General features: G+C 70.0%; 18 protein-coding genes. 4 read left to right on the plus strand and 14 right to left on the minus strand.

Annotated elements, in window-relative coordinates:
* Positions 1-28 precede the first annotated feature (28 nt).
* The 4 genes from AMK58_RS03620 to AMK58_RS03635 all read right to left on the minus strand — a co-directional run bounded on the left by AMK58_RS03620 (position 29) and on the right by AMK58_RS03635 (position 6,303).
* Complete coding sequence (locus AMK58_RS03620; protein ID WP_035682347.1) at positions 29-556, minus strand: SLOG cluster 4 domain-containing protein; 528 nt, start codon at positions 554-556, stop codon at positions 29-31.
* 18 nt (positions 557-574) lie between these two features.
* Positions 575-3,115, minus strand: coding sequence for an ATP-dependent helicase HrpB (gene hrpB, locus AMK58_RS03625; protein WP_059398630.1), 2,541 nt, complete (start codon positions 3,113-3,115; stop codon positions 575-577).
* An 88-nt stretch (positions 3,116-3,203) separates the two neighbouring features.
* Positions 3,204-4,523: an ABC transporter ATP-binding protein gene (locus tag AMK58_RS03630; protein ID WP_035675566.1), complete on the minus strand. Its 1,320-nt coding sequence runs from the start codon at positions 4,521-4,523 to the stop codon at positions 3,204-3,206.
* 13 nt (positions 4,524-4,536) lie between these two features.
* Complete coding sequence (locus tag AMK58_RS03635; protein WP_059398631.1) at positions 4,537-6,303, minus strand: ABC transporter permease; 1,767 nt, start codon at positions 6,301-6,303, stop codon at positions 4,537-4,539.
* A 609-nt stretch (positions 6,304-6,912) separates the two neighbouring features.
* On the opposite strand from AMK58_RS03635, the gene AMK58_RS03640 reads away from it, so the two are divergent.
* Entirely contained in the window at positions 6,913-7,383 is a 471-nt protein-coding gene (locus AMK58_RS03640) for a ferritin-like domain-containing protein (RefSeq protein WP_035675565.1), read from the plus strand.
* A gap of 58 nt (positions 7,384-7,441) precedes the next feature.
* On the opposite strand, the gene AMK58_RS03645 is transcribed toward AMK58_RS03640, so the two are convergent.
* From AMK58_RS03645 to AMK58_RS03660, 4 genes are all read right to left on the minus strand, one after another.
* On the minus strand, positions 7,442-7,654 hold the full coding sequence (locus AMK58_RS03645; RefSeq protein WP_014241290.1) for a hypothetical protein: 213 nt from the start codon (positions 7,652-7,654) through the stop codon (positions 7,442-7,444).
* A gap of 93 nt (positions 7,655-7,747) precedes the next feature.
* Positions 7,748-9,007: a PP2C family protein-serine/threonine phosphatase gene (locus AMK58_RS03650; RefSeq protein ID WP_059398632.1), complete on the minus strand. Its 1,260-nt coding sequence runs from the start codon at positions 9,005-9,007 to the stop codon at positions 7,748-7,750.
* Between the two features lie 19 nt (positions 9,008-9,026).
* The gene (locus tag AMK58_RS03655) at positions 9,027-9,344 is read right to left on the minus strand and encodes an STAS domain-containing protein (protein ID WP_236778167.1); all 318 of its coding nucleotides are present in this window, start codon (positions 9,342-9,344) and stop codon (positions 9,027-9,029) included.
* Between the two features lie 161 nt (positions 9,345-9,505).
* On the minus strand, positions 9,506-10,492 hold the full coding sequence (locus AMK58_RS03660; RefSeq protein ID WP_137165186.1) for a hypothetical protein: 987 nt from the start codon (positions 10,490-10,492) through the stop codon (positions 9,506-9,508).
* 202 nt (positions 10,493-10,694) lie between these two features.
* On the opposite strand from AMK58_RS03660, the gene AMK58_RS03665 reads away from it, so the two are divergent.
* Positions 10,695-11,111 (plus strand): HRDC domain-containing protein, encoded by a 417-nt coding sequence (locus AMK58_RS03665; RefSeq protein ID WP_035675559.1) that lies wholly within the window; start codon positions 10,695-10,697, stop codon positions 11,109-11,111.
* A gap of 177 nt (positions 11,112-11,288) precedes the next feature.
* On the opposite strand, the gene AMK58_RS30290 is transcribed toward AMK58_RS03665, so the two are convergent.
* The 4 genes from AMK58_RS30290 to AMK58_RS03680 form a co-directional block, all read right to left on the minus strand.
* Positions 11,289-11,438, minus strand: a complete 150-nt coding sequence (locus AMK58_RS30290; RefSeq protein WP_155903503.1) for a hypothetical protein — start codon at positions 11,436-11,438, stop codon at positions 11,289-11,291.
* Between the two features lie 39 nt (positions 11,439-11,477).
* Positions 11,478-11,906: an NfeD family protein gene (locus AMK58_RS03670; protein ID WP_035675556.1), complete on the minus strand. Its 429-nt coding sequence runs from the start codon at positions 11,904-11,906 to the stop codon at positions 11,478-11,480.
* Positions 11,907-11,937: 31 nt separating this feature from the next.
* Positions 11,938-12,990 (minus strand): SPFH domain-containing protein, encoded by a 1,053-nt coding sequence (locus AMK58_RS03675; protein ID WP_035675554.1) that lies wholly within the window; start codon positions 12,988-12,990, stop codon positions 11,938-11,940.
* 84 nt (positions 12,991-13,074) lie between these two features.
* The gene (locus AMK58_RS03680) at positions 13,075-14,187 is read right to left on the minus strand and encodes an AI-2E family transporter (protein ID WP_035675551.1); all 1,113 of its coding nucleotides are present in this window, start codon (positions 14,185-14,187) and stop codon (positions 13,075-13,077) included.
* Positions 14,188-14,314: 127 nt separating this feature from the next.
* Between AMK58_RS03680 and AMK58_RS03685 the strand changes: the two genes are divergently transcribed.
* A complete protein-coding gene (locus AMK58_RS03685; protein ID WP_014241280.1) occupies positions 14,315-14,848 on the plus strand; it encodes a CreA family protein in 534 nt (177 codons plus the stop codon).
* A 307-nt stretch (positions 14,849-15,155) separates the two neighbouring features.
* Here AMK58_RS03685 and AMK58_RS03690 read toward each other — a convergent pair whose 3' ends face one another.
* Positions 15,156-16,217 (minus strand): AbrB family transcriptional regulator, encoded by a 1,062-nt coding sequence (locus AMK58_RS03690; RefSeq protein ID WP_035675548.1) that lies wholly within the window; start codon positions 16,215-16,217, stop codon positions 15,156-15,158.
* 19 nt (positions 16,218-16,236) lie between these two features.
* Entirely contained in the window at positions 16,237-17,187 is a 951-nt protein-coding gene (locus AMK58_RS03695; RefSeq protein WP_035675569.1) for a M14 family metallopeptidase, read from the minus strand.
* A gap of 267 nt (positions 17,188-17,454) precedes the next feature.
* Between AMK58_RS03695 and AMK58_RS03700 the strand changes: the two genes are divergently transcribed.
* Positions 17,455-18,321 (plus strand): N-formylglutamate amidohydrolase, encoded by an 867-nt coding sequence (locus AMK58_RS03700; protein ID WP_035675545.1) that lies wholly within the window; start codon positions 17,455-17,457, stop codon positions 18,319-18,321.
* Positions 18,322-18,336 lie beyond the last annotated feature (15 nt).

Raw genomic sequence — 18,336 nt, forward strand, 5'->3', positions numbered from 1 at the left:
ACAGGTCGCGTTTTCCGGGAACGGAGGGTCAGCGGCGGGACAGGGCGTCCGCGATGAAGGCCGTGACCGTTCCGAAGTCGCCGGTTGTCCGCAATTCGGCGGGCATGGCCCGAAAGTCAAGCTCCGGTCCGAAACCGATCATAGGCTTTCCGAAGCGCAGGGCTAGCCGGACCTCATCCAAGGTGCCGTGGCGGCCGGGCAGGACAACGATGACGTCGCTGGTCAGGATGTTGACGTGGTTGCGGCTCAGCTCCGTCGGCGGCGCGCCGGCCGGCTTGCGCGCGAAGGGCGTCAGGATGGGCAGGTCGATGTAGGGGTTGGGGTAGCCGGGCAGGGGCGCATGGCCGCGGACCGGGTCGGGCTCGGACGGCAGGATGCCGATGGAGCGGCCCTGGCGCCCCGGCGTGCCGTGGAAGGCCCGCGCGGCCGAGCGCATCACCCCGCCGCCGCCTCCGGTCAGCAGGTCGTGCCCGGCCGCGGCGATCCACGCGCCGAGCGGCTCCGCGTAATCCGCCCATTCCTCCTGCCCCGACCCCATCACGCCGATGATCGCCATATCCATCCACCTCCCTTGTTATCGTCCGCGTGGCTTCGCCCGTGCCGTGGGTTCGGCCTCCAGCGGGTTGTCGGGCCAATAATGCTTGGGATACTGCCCCTTGAGGTCGGCCTTCACCGCCTTGTAGGCGTTGGCCCAGAAGCTGGCGAGGTCGCGCGTCACCTGCGCCGGGCGGCGGGCCGGGGACAGCAGGTGGAGCAGCAGCGGCACCCGCCCGCCGGCGATGCGCGGCGTCTCGGCCAGCCCGAACATCTCCTGCAGCCGGACGGCCAGCACCGGCTCGTCCCCGCTGTAATCGATGGGGATGCGGGAACCGCTGGGCACCTCCACATGGGTCGGCGCCTCCTTGTCCAGCCGCTGCTGCATCGCCCAGGGCAACAGGCCGCGCAGCGCGTTGCCCAGTTCCACCCGGTCGAGATGGGCGCGGCGCGAGGCGCCGTTCAGGAAGGGCGCCAGCCACTCCTCCATCGTCTCCAGCAGGGCGGCGTCGGAGACGTCCGGCCACTCTTCGCCCTCCATGCGGCGCAGGAACAGGACGCGCGTCTGCCACTTGCGCAGCTCGTCGGTCCAGGGCAGGGCGGTCAGCCCCATCTCCCGGACGCCCTCCAGCATGGCGGCGGCGATGGCCTCGGCGGGCGGGTTTGGCAGGCGCTTGTCCTCCAGCGCCAGGGCGAACAGCATGCGGCGGCGGCGGGCCAGCACCGTCTGCTCCCGCCCGTCCCAGGCGACCACGGTCTCGCTGCGGATGTGCTCGGCGAAGGCCTCCTCCAGCTCGGCCAGGGTGAGCGGGGCGGCGAGGAAGATGCGCGACTCGCGGGCGGCCCCGTCCAGGTCGGCGACGGCCAGCCAGTCCTCGGCGCTCAGCGGCTCGGCGTCCTGGAAATAGGCGCCGCGCCCGTTGGACAGCCGGTACTGCGCGGCGGCCCCGCCCGCGCTGCCGCCGGGGCGGCGCTGGCCGATGCGGTCGGGGTAGGCTAGGGCGACCAGCAGGCCGGTGGCGCCGAGATCGCCACCACTGCCCTTCACACCCACCTGCCGCTTCCAGTTGCGGGCCTGCTTCAACGCCTGCTGGGCGCCGCCGCGCTCCACCGTCAGGCCGCGCCCGGCGCCGCGCATCCGCCCGTCGTCGTCGAGCCCACGCAGCAACTCCACGCGCAGCCGCAGGTCGGCGTCGCGGAAACCGGGTTGGGCGCGGACGATGTCGCGCTCGCCGAGCAGGGCGGCGACTTCGCAGGCCAGCGCGCCCAGCCCCATCGCATTCCCCTTCAGCATCATGTGGGCCAGCCGGGGATGCACGCCGAAGCCGGCCATGCGGCGGCCATGGGCGGTGATGCCGCCATCGGCGTCCAGCGCCCCCAGTTCCCGCAGCAGCTCGCGCGCCTGGGCCATGGCGGCGGCGGGCGGCGGGTCGAGCCAGGCGAGCGACGCCGGGTCGGACACGCCCCACACCGCCAGCTCCAGCGCCAGCGGCGCGAGGTCGGCGTCCATGATCTCGGGCGGGGTGAAGGCGGCCAGCGCCTTGTGCGACGGCTCCGGCCACAGGCGGTAGCAGACGCCGGGCTCCAACCGGCCGGCGCGGCCCCGCCGCTGCTCCGCCGACGCCTGGGAGACCTTGGCGGTGACCAGCCGGGTCATGCCGCTGCGCGGGTCGAAGCGGGGGACGCGCATCAGCCCGCCGTCCACGACGATCCGGATGCCCTCGATGGTCAGGCTGGTTTCGGCGATGGGGGTGGCGAGGACGATCTTGCGCGTGCCCGGCGGGCTGGGGGCGATGGCCCGGTCCTGGGCGTCCGCCGTCAGGTCGCCGTAGAGCGGGGCGATCACCGTGCCGGGGCCGAGGTCCGCCGACTCCAGAAGGCTCTGCACCCGCCGGATCTCCCCGGCGCCGGGCAGGAAGACCAGCGCGTTGCCGCTCTCTTCGCGCAGGGCGCGGCGGACGGCAGCCGCCACGGCGTCTTCAATACGGGTTCCGGTGGCCGGAGCGTCGAGGTGGCGGGTCTCCACCGGGAACGCCCGGCCCTGGCTGGTCACCATCGGGGCGTCGCCGAGCAGGGCGGCGACGGGGCCGCCGTCCAGCGTCGCCGACATCACCACCAGCCGCAGGTCGTCGCGCAGCGCGCCGCGCGCCTCCTGCACCAGGGCCAGGGCCAGATCGCTGTCGATGCCGCGTTCGTGGAACTCGTCGAACAGCACGGCGCCGACCGCCGGCAGCTCGGGGTCCTCCTGAAGCTGGCGCAGGAACAGGCCATCAGTCACCACCTCGATCCGGGTCTTCGGCCCGACCTTGGTGTCCAGCCGCACGCGGTAGCCGACCGTCTCGCCGACGCTTTCCCCCAGCATCGCGGCCATCCGGCGGGCGGCGGCGCGGGCGGCCAGCCGCCGCGGCTCCAGCACGATCACCTTGCGCCCGGCCAGCCAGGGCCGGTCGAGCAGGGCCAGCGGCACGCGGGTGGTTTTGCCCGCCCCCGGCGGCGCCTGCAGCACCGCCACGCCGCGCCCGTCCAGCGCGGCCAGGAGCTCGGGAAGCACGGGATCGATGGGAAGGGGCGGGATGCTCATGAATTTCGTGAACCGGTGGAGAAGGGCGCCGCCCGTGTTCCTGGCAGCGGCGGGCGCCCCGGTCAAGCCCTCCGCCGGGACGCCCCGGCTATTCGGTCTCCTCACGGCAGAAGACCCCGGCCTCGGTGTCGTGGGTGAACAGCTCGGCGTAGCGGGCCCAGCCGGTCACCGCGTTCAGCGTTTCCTCGGCGTAGCTCTCGCTCATGAAGGCTTCCAGCTCGCGGGCGAACGGGGCGTAGGGAACGCGGTGGTCGGGGCGCTCCGCCAGGGCGGCGTCGATGTGCGCGGCGAGCGGCACGAAATGGACCAGATGCTCGGCGAACAAGGTCTTGCGGTCGTCCATCCCGGCCTCGGCGAACAGGTGGCCCGGTTCGGTCAGCCGGATGTCGCCCTCCGCCACCTCGGCGAATCCGAGCATCTGGAGCGTTTCGGCGATGGGGAAGAGGTCGTCGATCTCGTGCCGCAGCGCCGCCGCGAGGTGCGGCAGGTCAGCCTTGCCCTGGTAGGGCGGGGCGGCCAGCGTCTCCATCAGGCCGGCCAACCGGTTGGTTGAGACCTGCTGGAGCGGCTCGGCATAGACCGGCCGCGGACGCCCGGTCGTTCCCACCGTTGTCGTTGCCGGAGCGCTCAGCGGTTTGCGCGCGGTCATCCGGCCGTAGATGTCGTCGACCAGTTCGCGGAAGTCCGGGGCCAGCCGGTTGCGCGGGTGCGGGATCTCCACCCGGATCTCCGCCGCGACGCGGCCCGGGTTGGAGGCGAAGACCAGGATGCGGTCGCACATCAGCACCGCCTCCTCGATGTTGTGGGTGACCATCAGGATCGACCGGGTCGGCAGCTTGCGCTCCATCCACAGGTCGAGCAGGTCGGTGCGCAGCGTCTCCGCCGTCAGCACGTCGAGCGCCGAGAAGGGCTCGTCCATCAGCAGGATTTCCGGATGGACGACCAGCGCGCGGGCGAAGCCGACGCGCTGGCGCATCCCGCCGGACAGCTCCTTGGGGTAGGCGCTCTCGAAGCCCGACAGGCCGATCAGGTCGATGGCCTCCTCGGCGCGGGCCGCCGCCTCGTTCGCGGGAACGCGCAGCGCCTTCAGCCCGGCCAACACATTTTCCTCGACGGTCAGCCAGGGGAACAGAGCGAAGGACTGGAACACCATCGCCACCCCGTCGGTCGGCCCGGCCACCGGCGCGCCGCGGTGCAGGACTTGGCCCGAGGTCGGCTGGGCCAGCCCGGCGACGATGCGCAGCAGCGTGGACTTGCCCGAGCCGGAGCGGCCGAGCAGCCCGACGATCTCGCCGTCGCGCAGCGTCAGGTCCACGCCGTCGAGCACGACATACGGCGGGCCGGACGGCTTGCGGTAGGACTGCCGGACGCCGTGGAGTTCGAAGAGGGGCGAGTGCTGCGTCATCATGGTACGGCCTCCGTCAGGCAAGGCGCAGGTAGCGTTCGGCGTAGCCGTAGAGCGGACGCCAGAGCAGCCGGTTGAGCAGGGTGACGAACAGGGACATCACGGCGATGCCGAGCACGATGCGCGGGTAGTCCCCGGCGGCGGTCGCCTGGGCGATGTAGCTGCCCAGCCCGTGCGCGGTGACCTCGGCGTCGCCCCAGCGCACCGCCTCGGCGACGATGCTGGCGTTCCACGAGCCGCCCGCCGCGGTCACCGCGCCGGTCAGGTAGTAGGGGAAGACGCCGGGCAGCATGACGTCGCGCCACCATTGCCAGCCGCGGATGCGGAAGCTGGAGGCCGCTTCCTTGAGGTCGCTGGGGAAGGCGGACGTTCCGGCGATGACGTTGAACAGGATGTACCACTGCGTGCCCAGGATCATCAGCGGGCTGAGCCAGACGTCCGGGTTCAGGTCGAAGCGCAGGATGGTGACGACGGCGACCGGGAACAGCAGGTTGGCCGGAAAGGCCGCCAGGAACTGCGCCAGCGGCTGCACCGCCTCGGCGAGGCGCGGGCGCAACCCGATCAGCACGCCGAGCGGCACCCAGACGAGCGAGGCGATGGCGATCAGCACCACGACGCGCAGCAGGGTCGCCGCCCCGAGCAGCAGCACGGTCCCGACGTCGCCCCAGCCGGCGCTGGCGGCGATGAACCGCAACATGGTCCAGCCCAGGGCGAGCGCCGCCGCCGCGACGACCGCGTACCACACCCGGTCGAGCCAGCGGTCGCGCGCGGGGGAGGGCGGGCCGGCGACCCGGCGCTTCAGGGCAGGGGGCAGGGCGTCAGACAGGGCGGAGAGGGGCGTCAGGCGCAGCCACGCCACCCGGCCGAGCAGGGCCACGACCGGCGCCAGCAGCGAGCGGCAGACGCGGGTGCGCTGGAACAGCCGCAGCACCCAGGACTCGGGCGCCTCCTGCGCGCCGGTCTGCTCGACGCGGAACTTGTCGGCCCAGGCGACCAGCGGGCGGAAAAGGAGCTGGTCGTAGAGCAGGATGACCGCCAGCATCGCCAGCACCGCCCAGCCGACGGCGCCGAGGTTCTTCTGCGCGATGGCCTCGGCCAGATAGGAGCCGATGCCGGGCAGCGTGACGGTGTGGTCGCCGACGGTGATCGCCTCCGACGCGACGACGAAGAACCAGCCGCCGGACATCGACATCATCATGTTCCAGACCAGCCCCGGCATGGCGAAGGGCGCCTCCAGCCGCCAGAAGCGCTGCCAGCCGGAGAAGCGGAAGCTGGTCGCCGCCTCGTCCAGGTCGCGCGGCACCGAGCGCAGCGACTGGTAGACGCTGAAGGTCATGTTCCAGGCCTGGCTGGTGAAGATGGCGAAGATCGCCGCGCATTCGGCGCCCAGCACGCTGCCGGGGAACAGCGACAGGAAGAAGACCACGGTGAAGGAGATGTAGCCGAGCACCGGCACCGACTGGAGCACGTCCAGAACCGGGATCAGCACCATCCCGGCCCGGCGGCTCTTGGCCGCCAGCGTGGCGTAGGTGAAGGTGAAGAGCAGCGAGGCCGCCATCGCCGCCAGCATGCGCAGCGTCGAGCGCAGCGCGTAATCCGGCAGGTTCCAGGGGTCGAGCGAGACGGCCGGCGCGTCGAGGCTCGCCAGCGGTGCCGCCATCTGGTGACCGCCGACGGCGGCCAGGGCGAGCAGGCCGACGACCAGCGGCAGGGCCACGAGGTCCCAGCGGTTGGGCGTGGCGGCCGCCGTCTTCACGGAAACGCTTGTCTGGGTCCAGACCATGGCCCCTCCATCCTGCGGCCGGATCGGAGTCCGGTCGCGTTGGGCATGCGCAATCGGCGTGTGCAGGCACCCGGCGCCGTGCGGCGTCGGGTGGGCGTCAAAGGGGGAGGATGGCGGTCAGCCCGGCGCTGGCGGTGGCAAGGGCGCGCGGAACGGCATCGGAATGGTGATGGAAGACGTCACCATGGTTCACCTGTGCGGCTGTCGGCATCACGGCCGGCCGTGGCGAACCTGTGAAGAGGTCAGCCCAGGATCGGCAGAGAACCGAAACGGTGTCGGGATCGACGACTGTGGCTGTCCATCTCTTGCTTTCTTGGCGCGGGACCGGACCACATGTCCGGACGCCCGCCAATCACGCGGTGACGTTGTCGCTGATCTATTCCTGGAATTGGAGCCGGTCAAGAGCGAGGCGACGTTGCTTGGCGATCATTGCAGAGGTTTCATGTTTGCCGTCCCGCAATGCCGGCGGGAGAGGGGCGCAGCCCCTTGCAGGCGTGTCAAAGTGTCGCAGAAGCCCGCAACCGGCCAGCGATCCGAGAACCTTTCGCAACAAGGCGTTATGGTTCAAATAACCACAATCCATTTGTGACTTAACGATCTCGGGACCCTATGGCCAACATTCACGACCCCGCCCTGTTCCTCGCCCACGCCTGCGCGCTGGAGGAGGACGCCGCCAACCGTTTCGCTGACCTGTCGGAGGCCATGAAGACCTACGGCAACGCGGACGTCGCGGCCTTCTTCGCCAAGATGGCCGAGTTCTCGCGCCTGCATCTGGCGGACGCCCGCAAGCGCTCCGCCTTCCGCGATGTGCCGGTGCTCGCCCCGGAGGACTTCCAGTGGCCGGACGACGAGAGCCCGGAAGCGGCCTCCATGGAAGGCTCGCACTATCTGATGACGGTGGAGTACGCGCTGGAGCTGGCGCTCGACAGCGAAAAGCGCGGGCACGCCTTCTACGCCGACGTGGCGGCCTCCACCACGGACCCGGAGGTCCGCATGATGGCCGAGGAGTTCGCCTCCGAAGAGGCGGAGCATGTGGCGGAACTGGAGCGCTGGATCGAGCGCTTCCCCAAGAAGGGGTAAAGGCCGTTTCCCGCGGTTTCCACCCTTGCGGGAACCGCGGGAAGGGCGAACGAGCGCCTTACTTGGACAGGTCGGCGTAGTCGTACTCGTACTTCTTGTCCGCCGGCTTGAAGGTCTTGAAGGCGGCGATGACGTCGTCCACCGACACGCCCGCCGGCACGTTGAGAATCTCGTACACGACCGAGCTGCCACTGGTCGGGCCAACGTCGGCGTTGCGGTGAGCCTGGGAAATCAGGCCCTCGCCGGCCTTCTTGATCATGATCGAAGCCATATCCGTTCCGTCTCCTGTTACACGTCGCCCGACGCAGCAATATCCATAACTCGAATAAGGGTATGGGGCCAATGGATAAATTGCTGCGCTGCGTCAGCGGCGGGTGATCCAGAGCGCGGTCACGTCGTCGTTCAAGCGTTCGCCATGGATCGCGGCGTGGTGGGCCATCAGGGCGGGCAGGGGGCGCTCGGGAGCCTCCGCCGCCGCCCGCTCGGCCAGACGGAGCAGGCCGTCCTCGCCCAGCATGGCGCCCTCGGCGTTCCTGGCTTCGCTCAGCCCGTCGGAACAGAGGAACAGGCCGTCGCCGCGCCGCAGCGGAACGCGTCGGTTCGTGTAGGCCGAGTCCGGGAAGGCGCCGAGGAGCGGGCCGGACGCGTCCAGCGGCTGGACACCGAAGTTGGTCATCAGGAGGGGGCTGGGCGACGCGGCGGCGGCGTAGAGCAGCGTGTCGTCGGCGCGGTCGATCACCCCGTAGAAAGCGGTGGCGAACTGGCCCAGCGGCAGGATCTCGCACAGCCGCCCGTTCAGTTGGCGCAGCAGGCGGGCGGGATCGCGCAACTCCTCCGGCGGGGTACGGGTCAGCAGCGTGTGCAGGCGGAAGGCGTTGATCGCCGCAGCGATGCCGTGGCCCGACAGGTCGGCGGCGAAGACCCCGACGCGGCTCCCGTCGAATGCGAAGGCCGTCCAGAAATCGCCGCCGATCTCGTCCGACGCGCGAAAGACCGAATCCACCGTCAGCCCGCTCCGCTCGGCGAGGGCGGCCAGCTCCACCGGCTCCGGCACCAGCGCGAGCTGCATGGCGCGGGCCTGCCGCAGGTCGCGCTCCACCCGCTCGTGGAAGGCGCGCAGCTCCTGCACCATCGACCGGCGCTCCAGGTGGTAGCGCACGCGGGCGATGCATTCGCCGGGGTTGATCGGCTTGGCGATCAGGTCGGTCGCCCCGGCGTTGAAGCACACCGTCCTCATCTGGTCGGAGTGCAGCGCGCTCTGCATGAGGATCGGCAGGTCGCACCAGCGCGGGTCGCCGCGCAGGCTGCGGCACACGCCGATGCCGTCCATCCGCGGCATGGCCGCGTCGAGCAGCAGCAGGTCGGGGGCGAAGCTCTCCAGCCGCTCCATCACCTCCTCCGCCGAGGCGGCGAAGGCGACCTGGGTGATGCCGGCCCATTGCAGGAAGCGGGTCAGCGTCCGCCGGTTGAAGGCGCTGTCGTCGGCGATCAGCACCCGGCAGCCGCCGAGCGGGATGCCCAATTCCATCCCGTAGACCGACGCGCCGGCGCCGGAACGGGCGCGGCGCGGCGGAGCGGCGTCGTCCGTGCCGGGCGGCAGCGTCATGGCGCGGGCGTGCCCCATCGCGTCCGTTCCCGCCGCGTCAGTCGGCGATGTTGAACATGGTGTGGAACTTGGCGATCGTGATCAGGCGCCGCACCTCGTCGCGGGCGCCGCGGATCGCGAAGTCCAGATTGCGCCGCTGCGCGGTGTCGCGGGCGATGATGAACATGCCAAGGCCGGAGGAGTCGACGAAGTCGAGCCGCGACAGGTCGAAGACCACCCGGTGCCCCGCCGGTCGCTCGAAGGTGGCGATGACGTCACGGAAGGTGTCGTGGTCGGCAAAAGTCATGCGCCCGCTCAGCACGATCTCGGTGCTGGCCGGGGCCTCGCGGACGGAGAAATCCATGGCGGCGCTCATCTGTGGTTCACCCGTGGCCGAAGAGAGGCGCAATCCCCCGCCGGTCGGCCCAGTGGGTCTGGGTCCGGCGGGGACGCGGGCGCATTCTAGGTCGCCGGGAATTGCACTTTGATGACGCTGCCGTGTCGGCACCGGGTCATCCGTCGGGAATGGGCCGACTTTTATTGCAGCGCGGCCTCTTCCACCCGTGGATGCGACAGACGTTCGGCGATTCCGCCGGCCAGCCATGCCGAATAGGCATCGCGCCCCTCCGGCCCGAGCATGCCGTTGCGGCAGAAGGCGGACGCCTTGGCCGGCTTGGGAAGCGCCGAGTCGGGGAATCGCCAGAGCGGCAGGTCGGCCTGCCCGCTCAGCCGGTCGAGCGCTGCCGGGCGGTAGCCGTTGCCCGCGCCGTACAGCCTTTCCTCCACCGCCGCCGGGCGGGGCGGAAGCAGCAGGGCGATCCCGACGCCGGCGGCGCGCGCCTGATCGGCGAAGCGGCGCACCCGCTCGAAGGCGGGCGAGTCGTCGTTCATGCGGACGGCGTCGTCGCGGGTCTCCACCCAACGGTCGGCGGCGGTGGCGGTCCAGCCCTGCGGGCCGACGGAGTGGCACGGCTTGGCGTATTGCAGGGCGCTCTGGTCGGGCAGGTAGGAGCGGCCGAGCATCGCCACCTCGGTCAGGTGCGCGCCGTAGCGGCGCAGTCCGGCGAAGTCGCCGCGCTCGGCGAACAGCAGGTCCACGTCCAGAAGGACCAGCGCCGGCTTCAGCTTCAGCACGTCGCCCAGCAGCGGTTCGAAGTCCTCGATCCGAGCGTGGTCGTGAACGATGCGCAGGAAATGCAGGCTTTCCACCCCGTGCTTCGCCGCCAGCGCGGCCATGCCGGGTTCGTCCAGGGTGGCGTGGCGCAGCGCCGAGTCGCCGAGCGCCACCACCACGACGGGGGACAGGTCCCGCGCTGCCCGCTCCGCCGTCGCGGCGATGCGGTTGCTGTTGTACCAGGCGAAGGGCCGGTCGTGGAGGCTGTAGCCGGTCCAGAAGGCCCCCGCCGTCCCGGCCGCGAACAGGGCGGGGATCACCGCCAGAAGGGTGATCCACAACCGCCGCGGCTTCGCTTGCGGTCCGGTCCGGTCCTTCCGGTGCTTTTGCGGTTCAACAGGCCCGGTCATGGTTCCTCTGCTCCTTCCAGCGGTGCGCCCGGCGATGCGCGGTGTCCTGTGGTTCCAACACTCCGGGAGGGAGCAGGGTCCCGTGTGCGGCCATGTTTTCCTATGACGAAGGGGGCATCCGCCCGGATCGTGCCGGAGTAGCCGGATACGGGCGCTTTCGTGTAGTCTTGCGCGAAAGGCGAGGCACGCATCGAGGCACAGGATGAGCACCGAAATCCGCACCTTCACGATCCCCGACGCGAGCGCGGACGAGGCCCAGGGGCACCTCTCCTCCTTTCTGCGCACGGTCGAGGTGCAGCGCATCGACACCGCCTACGCCGACGGCGGCTGGCGTGTTCTCGTCCTTTACAAGGACCTGAAGCGCAAGGAGGAATCCCTCCAGATCGAAGCCGCGATCAACGCCGCCCTCAACGGTTGGCGGGACCGCACGGCGGCCCGTGAAGGGCTGTCGCGCGACGCCGTCCTGTCGGACGAACTGGTGCCGGAAATCGCCCGGTTTGCCCCTACGACGGAGCGTGAACTGTCCATCATCGTCGGCGCCCGCGACCTCGGCGTTGGTCACTTCGGCGGGGAGATCGTGCAGGTCGTCCGCGCGACCTTGGATGAACTGATCGACTGACGCAGCCACCATTCCGGAATGGCGTAGGCCGAAGGGCCGGTCGACCATGTCCATTGTGCCGAAAGAGAAGCCGAACCCGCCGTAAGCCAGATTCCAGACCCCTTCACGCTGTGCCAGCATACCTTTGTGGTTTTGCGGCAATGCAACATGGCGGAGGCCATGGACGGGACATCCGGATCAAGAGGCGACGTGCCCGATTACCGTGCCATGGCGCGGGAACTGGAAGCCTTCAGCCGTCAGGCGGCGGAGCGCGCGGCGGCCACCGGCGACGGCAGCATGGACGCTCTGGCGCAGCGGCTGGAGCGCCACGCCGAGCAGATCCGGCATGATCTGGCCGAAGCTCCGACGCGGCGTTTCGGCTGGCGCCTAGGCCTTCTCCACCTTCAGCAGAGTGCCCTCGGCGCCGACGATGCGGACACGGGTTCCGGCGGGGAGGTCGGGCCCCTCGACGGTCCAAAGCCCGTCGCCGATCTGCGCCCGGCCCCGCCCGTTGACGATGGGGCCGTCCAGCGTGTGCAGCGTCCCGATGTATTGCGCCGTCCGGCGGTTCAGATGCGGCGTGTGCGTCGTATGCGCTGACCTGCGGGACAGGAAGCGGGTTCCCACCAGCGCGGCGATGGCGAGCAGGGCGAACAGCAGCCCCTGATGCTCCCACGGCAGGGACGGCCAGACCAGAAGCACGAAGCCGACCAGCGCGGCAGCGCCACCCAGCCAGAGGAAGGCCGCTCCCGGCGCCACCGTTTCCAGCGCGCCCAGCAGCACGGCCAGAACCCACCAGTGCCAGAATTCGATCATCGCGGGTCCGCCTTTGGGGTTTCGCCCAATCTTACGACTCCGGCGGCACCGGCGCATCGCGCCTGTTCGGCTCGTCAGGCTTCCGTTCATCGCGATTCCAGGGACTGCGCGGTGCCGGCGGCGGGGCGGCGGCCGTTCCGGAAGATGCCGGTTGGTTCGAGGGGCGGTTCGGGAAGGCTTCGCGGGCGATTTCCGCGATGCCGCCGATGGCACCGATCACGTTGGCGGCTTCCAACGGCATGAACAGCACCTTCTGGTTCGGGGCGGCGGCCACCGCGGTCAGGGCATCCACATAGCGTTGGGCGACGAAGTAGTTGATGGCCTGGACGTTGCCCCCGGCGATGGCGTCGGAGACCAGCCGGGTGGCCTCGGCTTCGGCCTGGGCGGCGCGTTCGCGGGCCTCGGCGTCGCGGAAGGCGGCCTCGCGCCGGCCCTCGGCCTGGAGGATGGCGGCCTGCTTGGCGCCCTCCGCCCGCAGGATGGCCGCTTGGCGCTGGCCCTCCGCTTCCAGGATGGAGGCGCGGCGGTCGCGCTCCGCCTTCATCTGGCGTGCCATGCTGTCCACGAGGTCGCGCGGCGGCTGGATGTCGCGGATCTCGATGCGCGTCACCTTGACGCCCCAGGGGCTGGTCGCCTCGTCCACCACGCCGAGCAGGCGGGCGTTGATCTGGTCGCGCTGGGACAGCAACTCGTCCAGGTCCATCGAGCCCATGACCGTGCGGGTGTTGGTCATGGTCAGGTTGAGAATCGCCAGTTCCAGGTTGTTGACCTCGTAGGAGGCCTTGGCGGCGTCGATCACCTGGAAGAAGACGACGCCGTCCGCCGTGACCATGGCGTTGTCGCGGGTGATGACCTCCTGCGAGGGCACGTCGAGCACCGTCTCCATCATGCTCTGCTTGCGTCCGATCCGGTCGACCAGCGGCAGAATCAGATGCAGGCCGGGCTGGAGCGTGCGGGTATAGCGTCCGAACCGCTCCACCGTCCATTCCTGGCCCTGCGGCACGGTCCGCACGCCCAGCAGAACCAGCGCCAGCGCGAAGATCAGAAGCGCGATGACGAAAAGCGTCAGGCCGCTGACAACCATCACCCCACCTCCAATCCGGTCGTTTCCTCCCTCCGACCATGCCACGGCGGGGCCGCCCCGGCTAGAGCTACGGCGGTGGCTGCGTCATCCCAGCAGGGCGCCGATGGGCTTCAGCGGCTCGTGCGCGTCGAACAGGATTTTCAGGATGGCCAGGATCGGCACCGCCAGCAGGGCGCCGGGAATTCCCCACATCCAGCCCCAGAACAGGATGGACACGAACACCGCGATGGGGTTCAGCGCCAGCCGCCGCCCGACGATCATCGGGGTCAGGAAGTTCCCCTCCATCATCGTCAGCGCCACGAAGGTCAGCGGCGGTCCGAAGATGTGCAGCCCTCCGTCGAAGGTGAGCGCCGACACCAGGAACAGCACCGCCGTCATCACCGCCGGCCCGATGAAGGGGACGTAGTTGATGAGGCCGGCCAGCGTTCCCCACAGCGCCGCGTTGGGCACTCCCCACAGCCACATCGCCAGCGCCGTCGCGAGGCCGAGCCCGATGTTGATGACCGTGATGGTCGCCAGATAGGCGGCGATGTTCTGCTGCACCGTGGCGGCGACCATGGCGTAATGCACGCGGTCGTCGACGTCGCGCATCGTGCCGATCAGCGCCTCCAGGCTCTGCCGGCCGCGGGCCAGGAAGAAATAGAGAAGCACCAGAAGGATCACCACGTTGGCGATCACCGCCTCCGCCTGGTGCAGCACCTGTTCGGCCAGCGACGGGCCGCGCACCACCACCTCCCGCGCCGCGCCGTTGCGGTCGGAGGCCATCTGCTCGATCTGGCGGGAGGCCTCGCGGGCGCGGTCGATCCCTTCACGGATATCGCCCAGCTTGAACTCCAGCTCGTGGACGACGCGGGGCATCCGGTTGACCCATTCGGTGGCCGGGGTTGTCAGCGTGTAGATGGCCCCCAGCCCGGCGGACATCACCAGGAGCACCACCACCGCCGCGCCCAGCGCCTCCGGCAGGCCGAGCCGGTAGAGGCCGCGCACGCAGGGCCGCAGCAGCAGGCTGAGGATCAGCGCCAGCATGATCGGCAGAAGCACGTCGCGCCCGAAATACAGCGTGAACAGCAGCGCGATGACGAACAGGCCCACCACGGCCACCCGCACCGGGTCGCGGGGATTCCGCGCCGGGGGCAGGGGCTCGGTCACCGGCTCCGGCGGCGGGGTCAAGGGCGGATCGATCGTGCGGTCGCTCATCGGGGGCAGGCACTCCGGGAGTAGCGGGCCGGGGGACGCTTGACGGCGCCGGACCCCCGCCCGATTTAGGGGTATTCCAGGACCGCGCCCACGCGGCCCCGCTTCGCGATGACCGGAGTTCCACGAGATGCGCAGCCCGTTCCCTTCGATAAACATCCGCCGCGGCCTGATGGTCCTGGCGCTATCCGTGCTGCCACCGATGGCCGCCTCCACCGCTGCTTTGGCCGAGGACGCCGTCGTCGGGCGTTTCTCCAACGACTGGACCGGCAACGGGCTTCAGGTGCAGGCGATCGAGGACCCGAAGGTGAAGGGCATCACCTGCCATCTGGTGGATTTCGACCGCAGCGTGCTCGACCGGCTGACCAAGGGGAACTGGTTCGAGGACCCGTCCAACGCCTCCATCGCCTGCCGGCGCACCGGGCCGCTGGTGATCGGCGACATCGAGCTGTCGCAGAAGGGCGAGGAGGTCTTTTCCGAGCGCAAGAGTCTGGTCTTCAAGTCCATCGCCATCCGCCGCATCTACGACCGGGTGAACGACACGCTGATCTATGTGGTCTACAGCCGGCAGGTGAAGGACGCCTCGGCGAAGATGGCCATCTCCAGCGTGCCGCTGATCGACACGAACCCCCAGTGGGAAAAGGGTAAACCTCCGGTGAAATGATCGGATGGCTTGCAATCGGGCGGGTGCGGAGCCATCATCAGGCTTGGGAGGCAGGGGAGTCGACCCCCCGCCTCCCGGCCCGATCACTGCCGGTTCAGAAGATCAAGGATTGCCTTGACGATCTGGAGCAGCAGGATCAGGAGACCGAGGATTTCCTTCATCCTCCGAGCCTCCTTGTTGAGCGGCGGGGTGGTGGCGCTTCACCACCCGTCCGCGCCTCCACCTCGCACGGGTTGCGGGATGGGCTCAACGGAAACTCCACACATGCGTGTGCGGCGGATTGGCCGGCGGGCTCGGCGGCGACTCGTCAGGCTTGGCCGCGGCGGGCTCGCCACTTGCGCCACAGCAGATAGACACCGGGCGCCAGCGTCACGATCAGGATGATGCGCACCATGTGGTGGGTGGCGACCAGCGCCACGTCGATGTTCAGCGCCAGCGCGACCAGCGTCATCTCGGCCAGCCCACCCGGCGCGAAGGCGAGGATCAGCGCGGCCAGCCCCAGCCCCGTCGCTTCGTCCACCATCCAGGCGGCCGCCGTGGTCACCAGCAGCATCAGCCCGGTGAGGCCCAGCGCGGTCAGCCCGTCGCGCCCGATGCGGCGGATGTTCAGCCCGGTGAAGCGGCAGCCGAGCGACGCCCCGATCACCACCTGGGCCGCGGCGACCAGAACGCCCGGCGGCTTGCCCTCGGTCAGGCCGGCGAGGTGGATCGCGGCGGACAGCAGCATCGGCCCGACGATCTGGGCGGCGGGGATGCGCAACAGCTTCGCCAGGGGATAGCCCAAGGCGCAGGCGGACAGCAGCGCCACGTCCAGCGGGGCGAGCGACAGCAGGGGCGGGCCGAGCGCGCCGCGCCGCGCCGGGTCGTAGAGGCCCAGCGCCTGGAAGGCGAAGGGGATGACCAGCACCACCAGCATCACCCGCAGCGCGTGGGACAGCGCCATGGTCCGGCTGTCGCCGCCCATCTGAGTGCCGACCATCACCATCTCGTTCAGCCCGCCGGGGGTGGCGGTGAAGAAGGATGTGGGTGGGTCCAGCCGGGCCGCGCGGCGCAGGTACTGCACGCCAAGCGTGGTCGCCAGAACGAGATAAACGGCCAGCGCGCTCAGCGACAGGCTCCACTCGCCGAGCCGGCCGAGGATGTCCGGGGTGAAGCCGCTGCCCAGCATCACGCCGAGGATCATGATCATGGCGTTGCGCAGCGGCTTCGGCACATGCAGCGCGACGCCGGCCATCGCGGCGGCCGTGGTGGCGGTCATGGCGCCGATCATCCAGGCCAGAGGCAGATGGAAATAGCTGAACAGCGCGCCCCCCGCCGTCCCCAGCGCGAGGGCGAGCGCGAAGGGCCGGAGCCCCGGTCCGATGGTCATACCGCTCGCTGTGTCCGGTTCAAGGAACGATCCGCCCCAACCGGACGGCGGTCTGCCCGGATTTGGGGCGTCGCGCCGGCATGATCAGCACACAGTCGTCGTAGGGCGTGACGACCGGGCGATCGCCGTCGCGGCCCAGGACCGTCCCGGCGCGGGGAATGATCTCCATCCCCACATAGGGCTCGTCGAAGAAGAAGTCGTCGGTTTCCGCGGTCACCGCCTCGGTCACCTCGACGGTGCGCAGCGGATCGGGGTGGCGGCGGATGTGGCGGTCGGCCAGCGACGGGTCGATCATCTCCTGGGCGAGCAGGAAACGCATCGCGCTTTCCAGCGCGACCAGCGCCGTCTCCTTGCGCCAGTGCTGGCCGCATTCGACCAGAAGGGCGGTACGCCGGCCGTCCGCTGCGGCGAAGTCCGCGTAATCGATCACCCGGCGCCCCGCCGCGTGCCCCGCGTCCGCGACGATCCAGGCCGGGAAGCCGAGCCGGCGAGCCAGCGCACGGGCGCGGTCGGTCCGTCCGCACAGCGTCAGAGGCGGGGTGTCCGCCGTCATGGAATGCAGGTCGAGGATGCTGTCCGCCGCGTCGAACACCGGGCGGAGCTGCCGGGCACGGCGCAACTCCACGCTGTCGCGCGGGCCGTCCAGCACCTCCGGCGACCAGACGCGGTTCATGTCCTCGTCGACGAAGCGGGACGCGTAGGGCCGTTCGGCGTCGAAGCCGTGATAGGCAGCGGTGTTGGCGAAGACCAGCGTCAGCCGCCCGCGGGTGGGGCGGACGCCCATCCGGAACAGCCGGTCCATCGCCACCGCCCCGCCGATCTCGTTGCCGTGGATCAGCGAGACAATCACGGCATGCGGGCCGGATCGCCCGGATTCCAGCGTCGTGACATGGTCGATGCCGGTGTTGCCACGGCGGTAGGGGCCGATGTCCGGCGGCGTCAATTCGATTGGTGGCAGGGATTCGGTCAAGCGGATCTCGCCTTTGCGGGTCTGGCCGGTGCCGGGCGCTTTCGCCGAGTGGTCAGTATGGCGGAGAGTCCGTTGGTGCGCCAGCCCCGCCATTTCCCCGGTTCATCATGTCCTTTGCCTTACCGGTGCCTTACCGGTGTATGACGATTTTTGGTCGACGGGCACCCGGCCATCGTCTATACCCGAATCCATCCGCCGCAGCGTCCTGCTATGCCATTCGGGCAGGTGCCGCGGTTGGTCGGCGCAGTTGGTACACCGGGGTCAGCCATGAGTTTCGTGATCGAGGACGTGCTCGTCCGCAACGATCCGATCGTCCCGCGCCTGCCGGTGTTCTTCGATTCACCGCACAGCGGCACCGTCTACCCGCGCGACTTCGCCTTCGTCTGCCCGGCGTCCACTCTGCGGCAGGCTGAGGACACCCATGTGGACGAACTGTTCGCCCACGCGCCGGAGCACGGCGCGACGCTGCTCTGCGCCCTCTTCCCGCGCACCTACATCGACGCGAACCGGGCCATCGACGACATCGACCCGGCGATACTCGATGGGCGCTGGCCCGAACCGCTGCGCCCGACGGAGAAGAGCGCCGCCGGCATGGGGCTGATCCGCACGCTGTGCCGTCCGGGGATGCCGCTCTACGACGGGCGGCTGTCGGTTGCCGAAGTGGCGGAGCGCATCGACCGCTACTACCGGCCCTATCATTTCCAGGTCGCCAGCGTGATGGACGATCTGGCCGACCGGTTCGGCGCCGTGTGGCACATCGACTGCCATTCCATGCCCTCCGCGGTCGGGCCGGGGGCGGCGCACAAGCTGGGCATGGATTTCGTGCTGGGCGACCGCGACGGCACCAGCTGCGAGCCGGGCTTCACCGCCCTGGTCGAGCGGGTGCTGACCGGGCTCGGCTACAAGGTCACGCGGAACCATCCCTTCAAGGGGGTGGAGCTGGTGTCCCGCCATTCCAACCCGGCGCGGGGCCGCCATTCCCTGCAACTCGAAATCAACCGGCGCCTCTACATGAACGAGGAGACGCTGGAGCGGAACGAGGGCTTCGCCCGGCTCCAGGCCAACCTGACCACCTTGACCCGCCGCATCTGCGCCCATGCGCAGGCCAGCACCGCGCGACGCGCCGCCGAGTAACGGCCCAAAGAGGCG

The organism is Azospirillum brasilense, assembly GCF_001315015.1.
Lineage (GTDB): Bacteria > Pseudomonadota > Alphaproteobacteria > Azospirillales > Azospirillaceae > Azospirillum > Azospirillum brasilense.

Bases quoted from the DNA above. Each gene is read 5' to 3' on its own strand.
- AMK58_RS03620 (WP_035682347.1), bottom strand. From the start codon at position 556: ATGGCGATCATCGGCGTGATGGGGTCGGGGCAGGAGGAATGGGCGGAT.
- hrpB (WP_059398630.1), bottom strand. From the start codon at position 3,115: ATGAGCATCCCGCCCCTTCCCATCGATCCCGTGCTTCCCGAGCTCCTG.
- AMK58_RS03630 (WP_035675566.1), bottom strand. From the start codon at position 4,523: ATGATGACGCAGCACTCGCCCCTCTTCGAACTCCACGGCGTCCGGCAG.
- AMK58_RS03635 (WP_059398631.1), bottom strand. From the start codon at position 6,303: ATGGTCTGGACCCAGACAAGCGTTTCCGTGAAGACGGCGGCCGCCACG.
- AMK58_RS03640 (WP_035675565.1), top strand. From the start codon at position 6,913: ATGGCCAACATTCACGACCCCGCCCTGTTCCTCGCCCACGCCTGCGCG.
- AMK58_RS03645 (WP_014241290.1), bottom strand. From the start codon at position 7,654: ATGGCTTCGATCATGATCAAGAAGGCCGGCGAGGGCCTGATTTCCCAG.
- AMK58_RS03650 (WP_059398632.1), bottom strand. From the start codon at position 9,007: ATGGGGCACGCCCGCGCCATGACGCTGCCGCCCGGCACGGACGACGCC.
- AMK58_RS03655 (WP_236778167.1), bottom strand. From the start codon at position 9,344: ATGAGCGCCGCCATGGATTTCTCCGTCCGCGAGGCCCCGGCCAGCACC.
- AMK58_RS03660 (WP_137165186.1), bottom strand. From the start codon at position 10,492: ATGACCGGGCCTGTTGAACCGCAAAAGCACCGGAAGGACCGGACCGGA.
- AMK58_RS03665 (WP_035675559.1), top strand. From the start codon at position 10,695: ATGAGCACCGAAATCCGCACCTTCACGATCCCCGACGCGAGCGCGGAC.
- AMK58_RS30290 (WP_155903503.1), bottom strand. From the start codon at position 11,438: ATGCCGGATCTGCTCGGCGTGGCGCTCCAGCCGCTGCGCCAGAGCGTC.
- AMK58_RS03670 (WP_035675556.1), bottom strand. From the start codon at position 11,906: ATGATCGAATTCTGGCACTGGTGGGTTCTGGCCGTGCTGCTGGGCGCG.
- AMK58_RS03675 (WP_035675554.1), bottom strand. From the start codon at position 12,990: ATGGTTGTCAGCGGCCTGACGCTTTTCGTCATCGCGCTTCTGATCTTC.
- AMK58_RS03680 (WP_035675551.1), bottom strand. From the start codon at position 14,187: ATGAGCGACCGCACGATCGATCCGCCCTTGACCCCGCCGCCGGAGCCG.
- AMK58_RS03685 (WP_014241280.1), top strand. From the start codon at position 14,315: ATGCGCAGCCCGTTCCCTTCGATAAACATCCGCCGCGGCCTGATGGTC.
- AMK58_RS03690 (WP_035675548.1), bottom strand. From the start codon at position 16,217: ATGACCATCGGACCGGGGCTCCGGCCCTTCGCGCTCGCCCTCGCGCTG.
- AMK58_RS03700 (WP_035675545.1), top strand. From the start codon at position 17,455: ATGAGTTTCGTGATCGAGGACGTGCTCGTCCGCAACGATCCGATCGTC.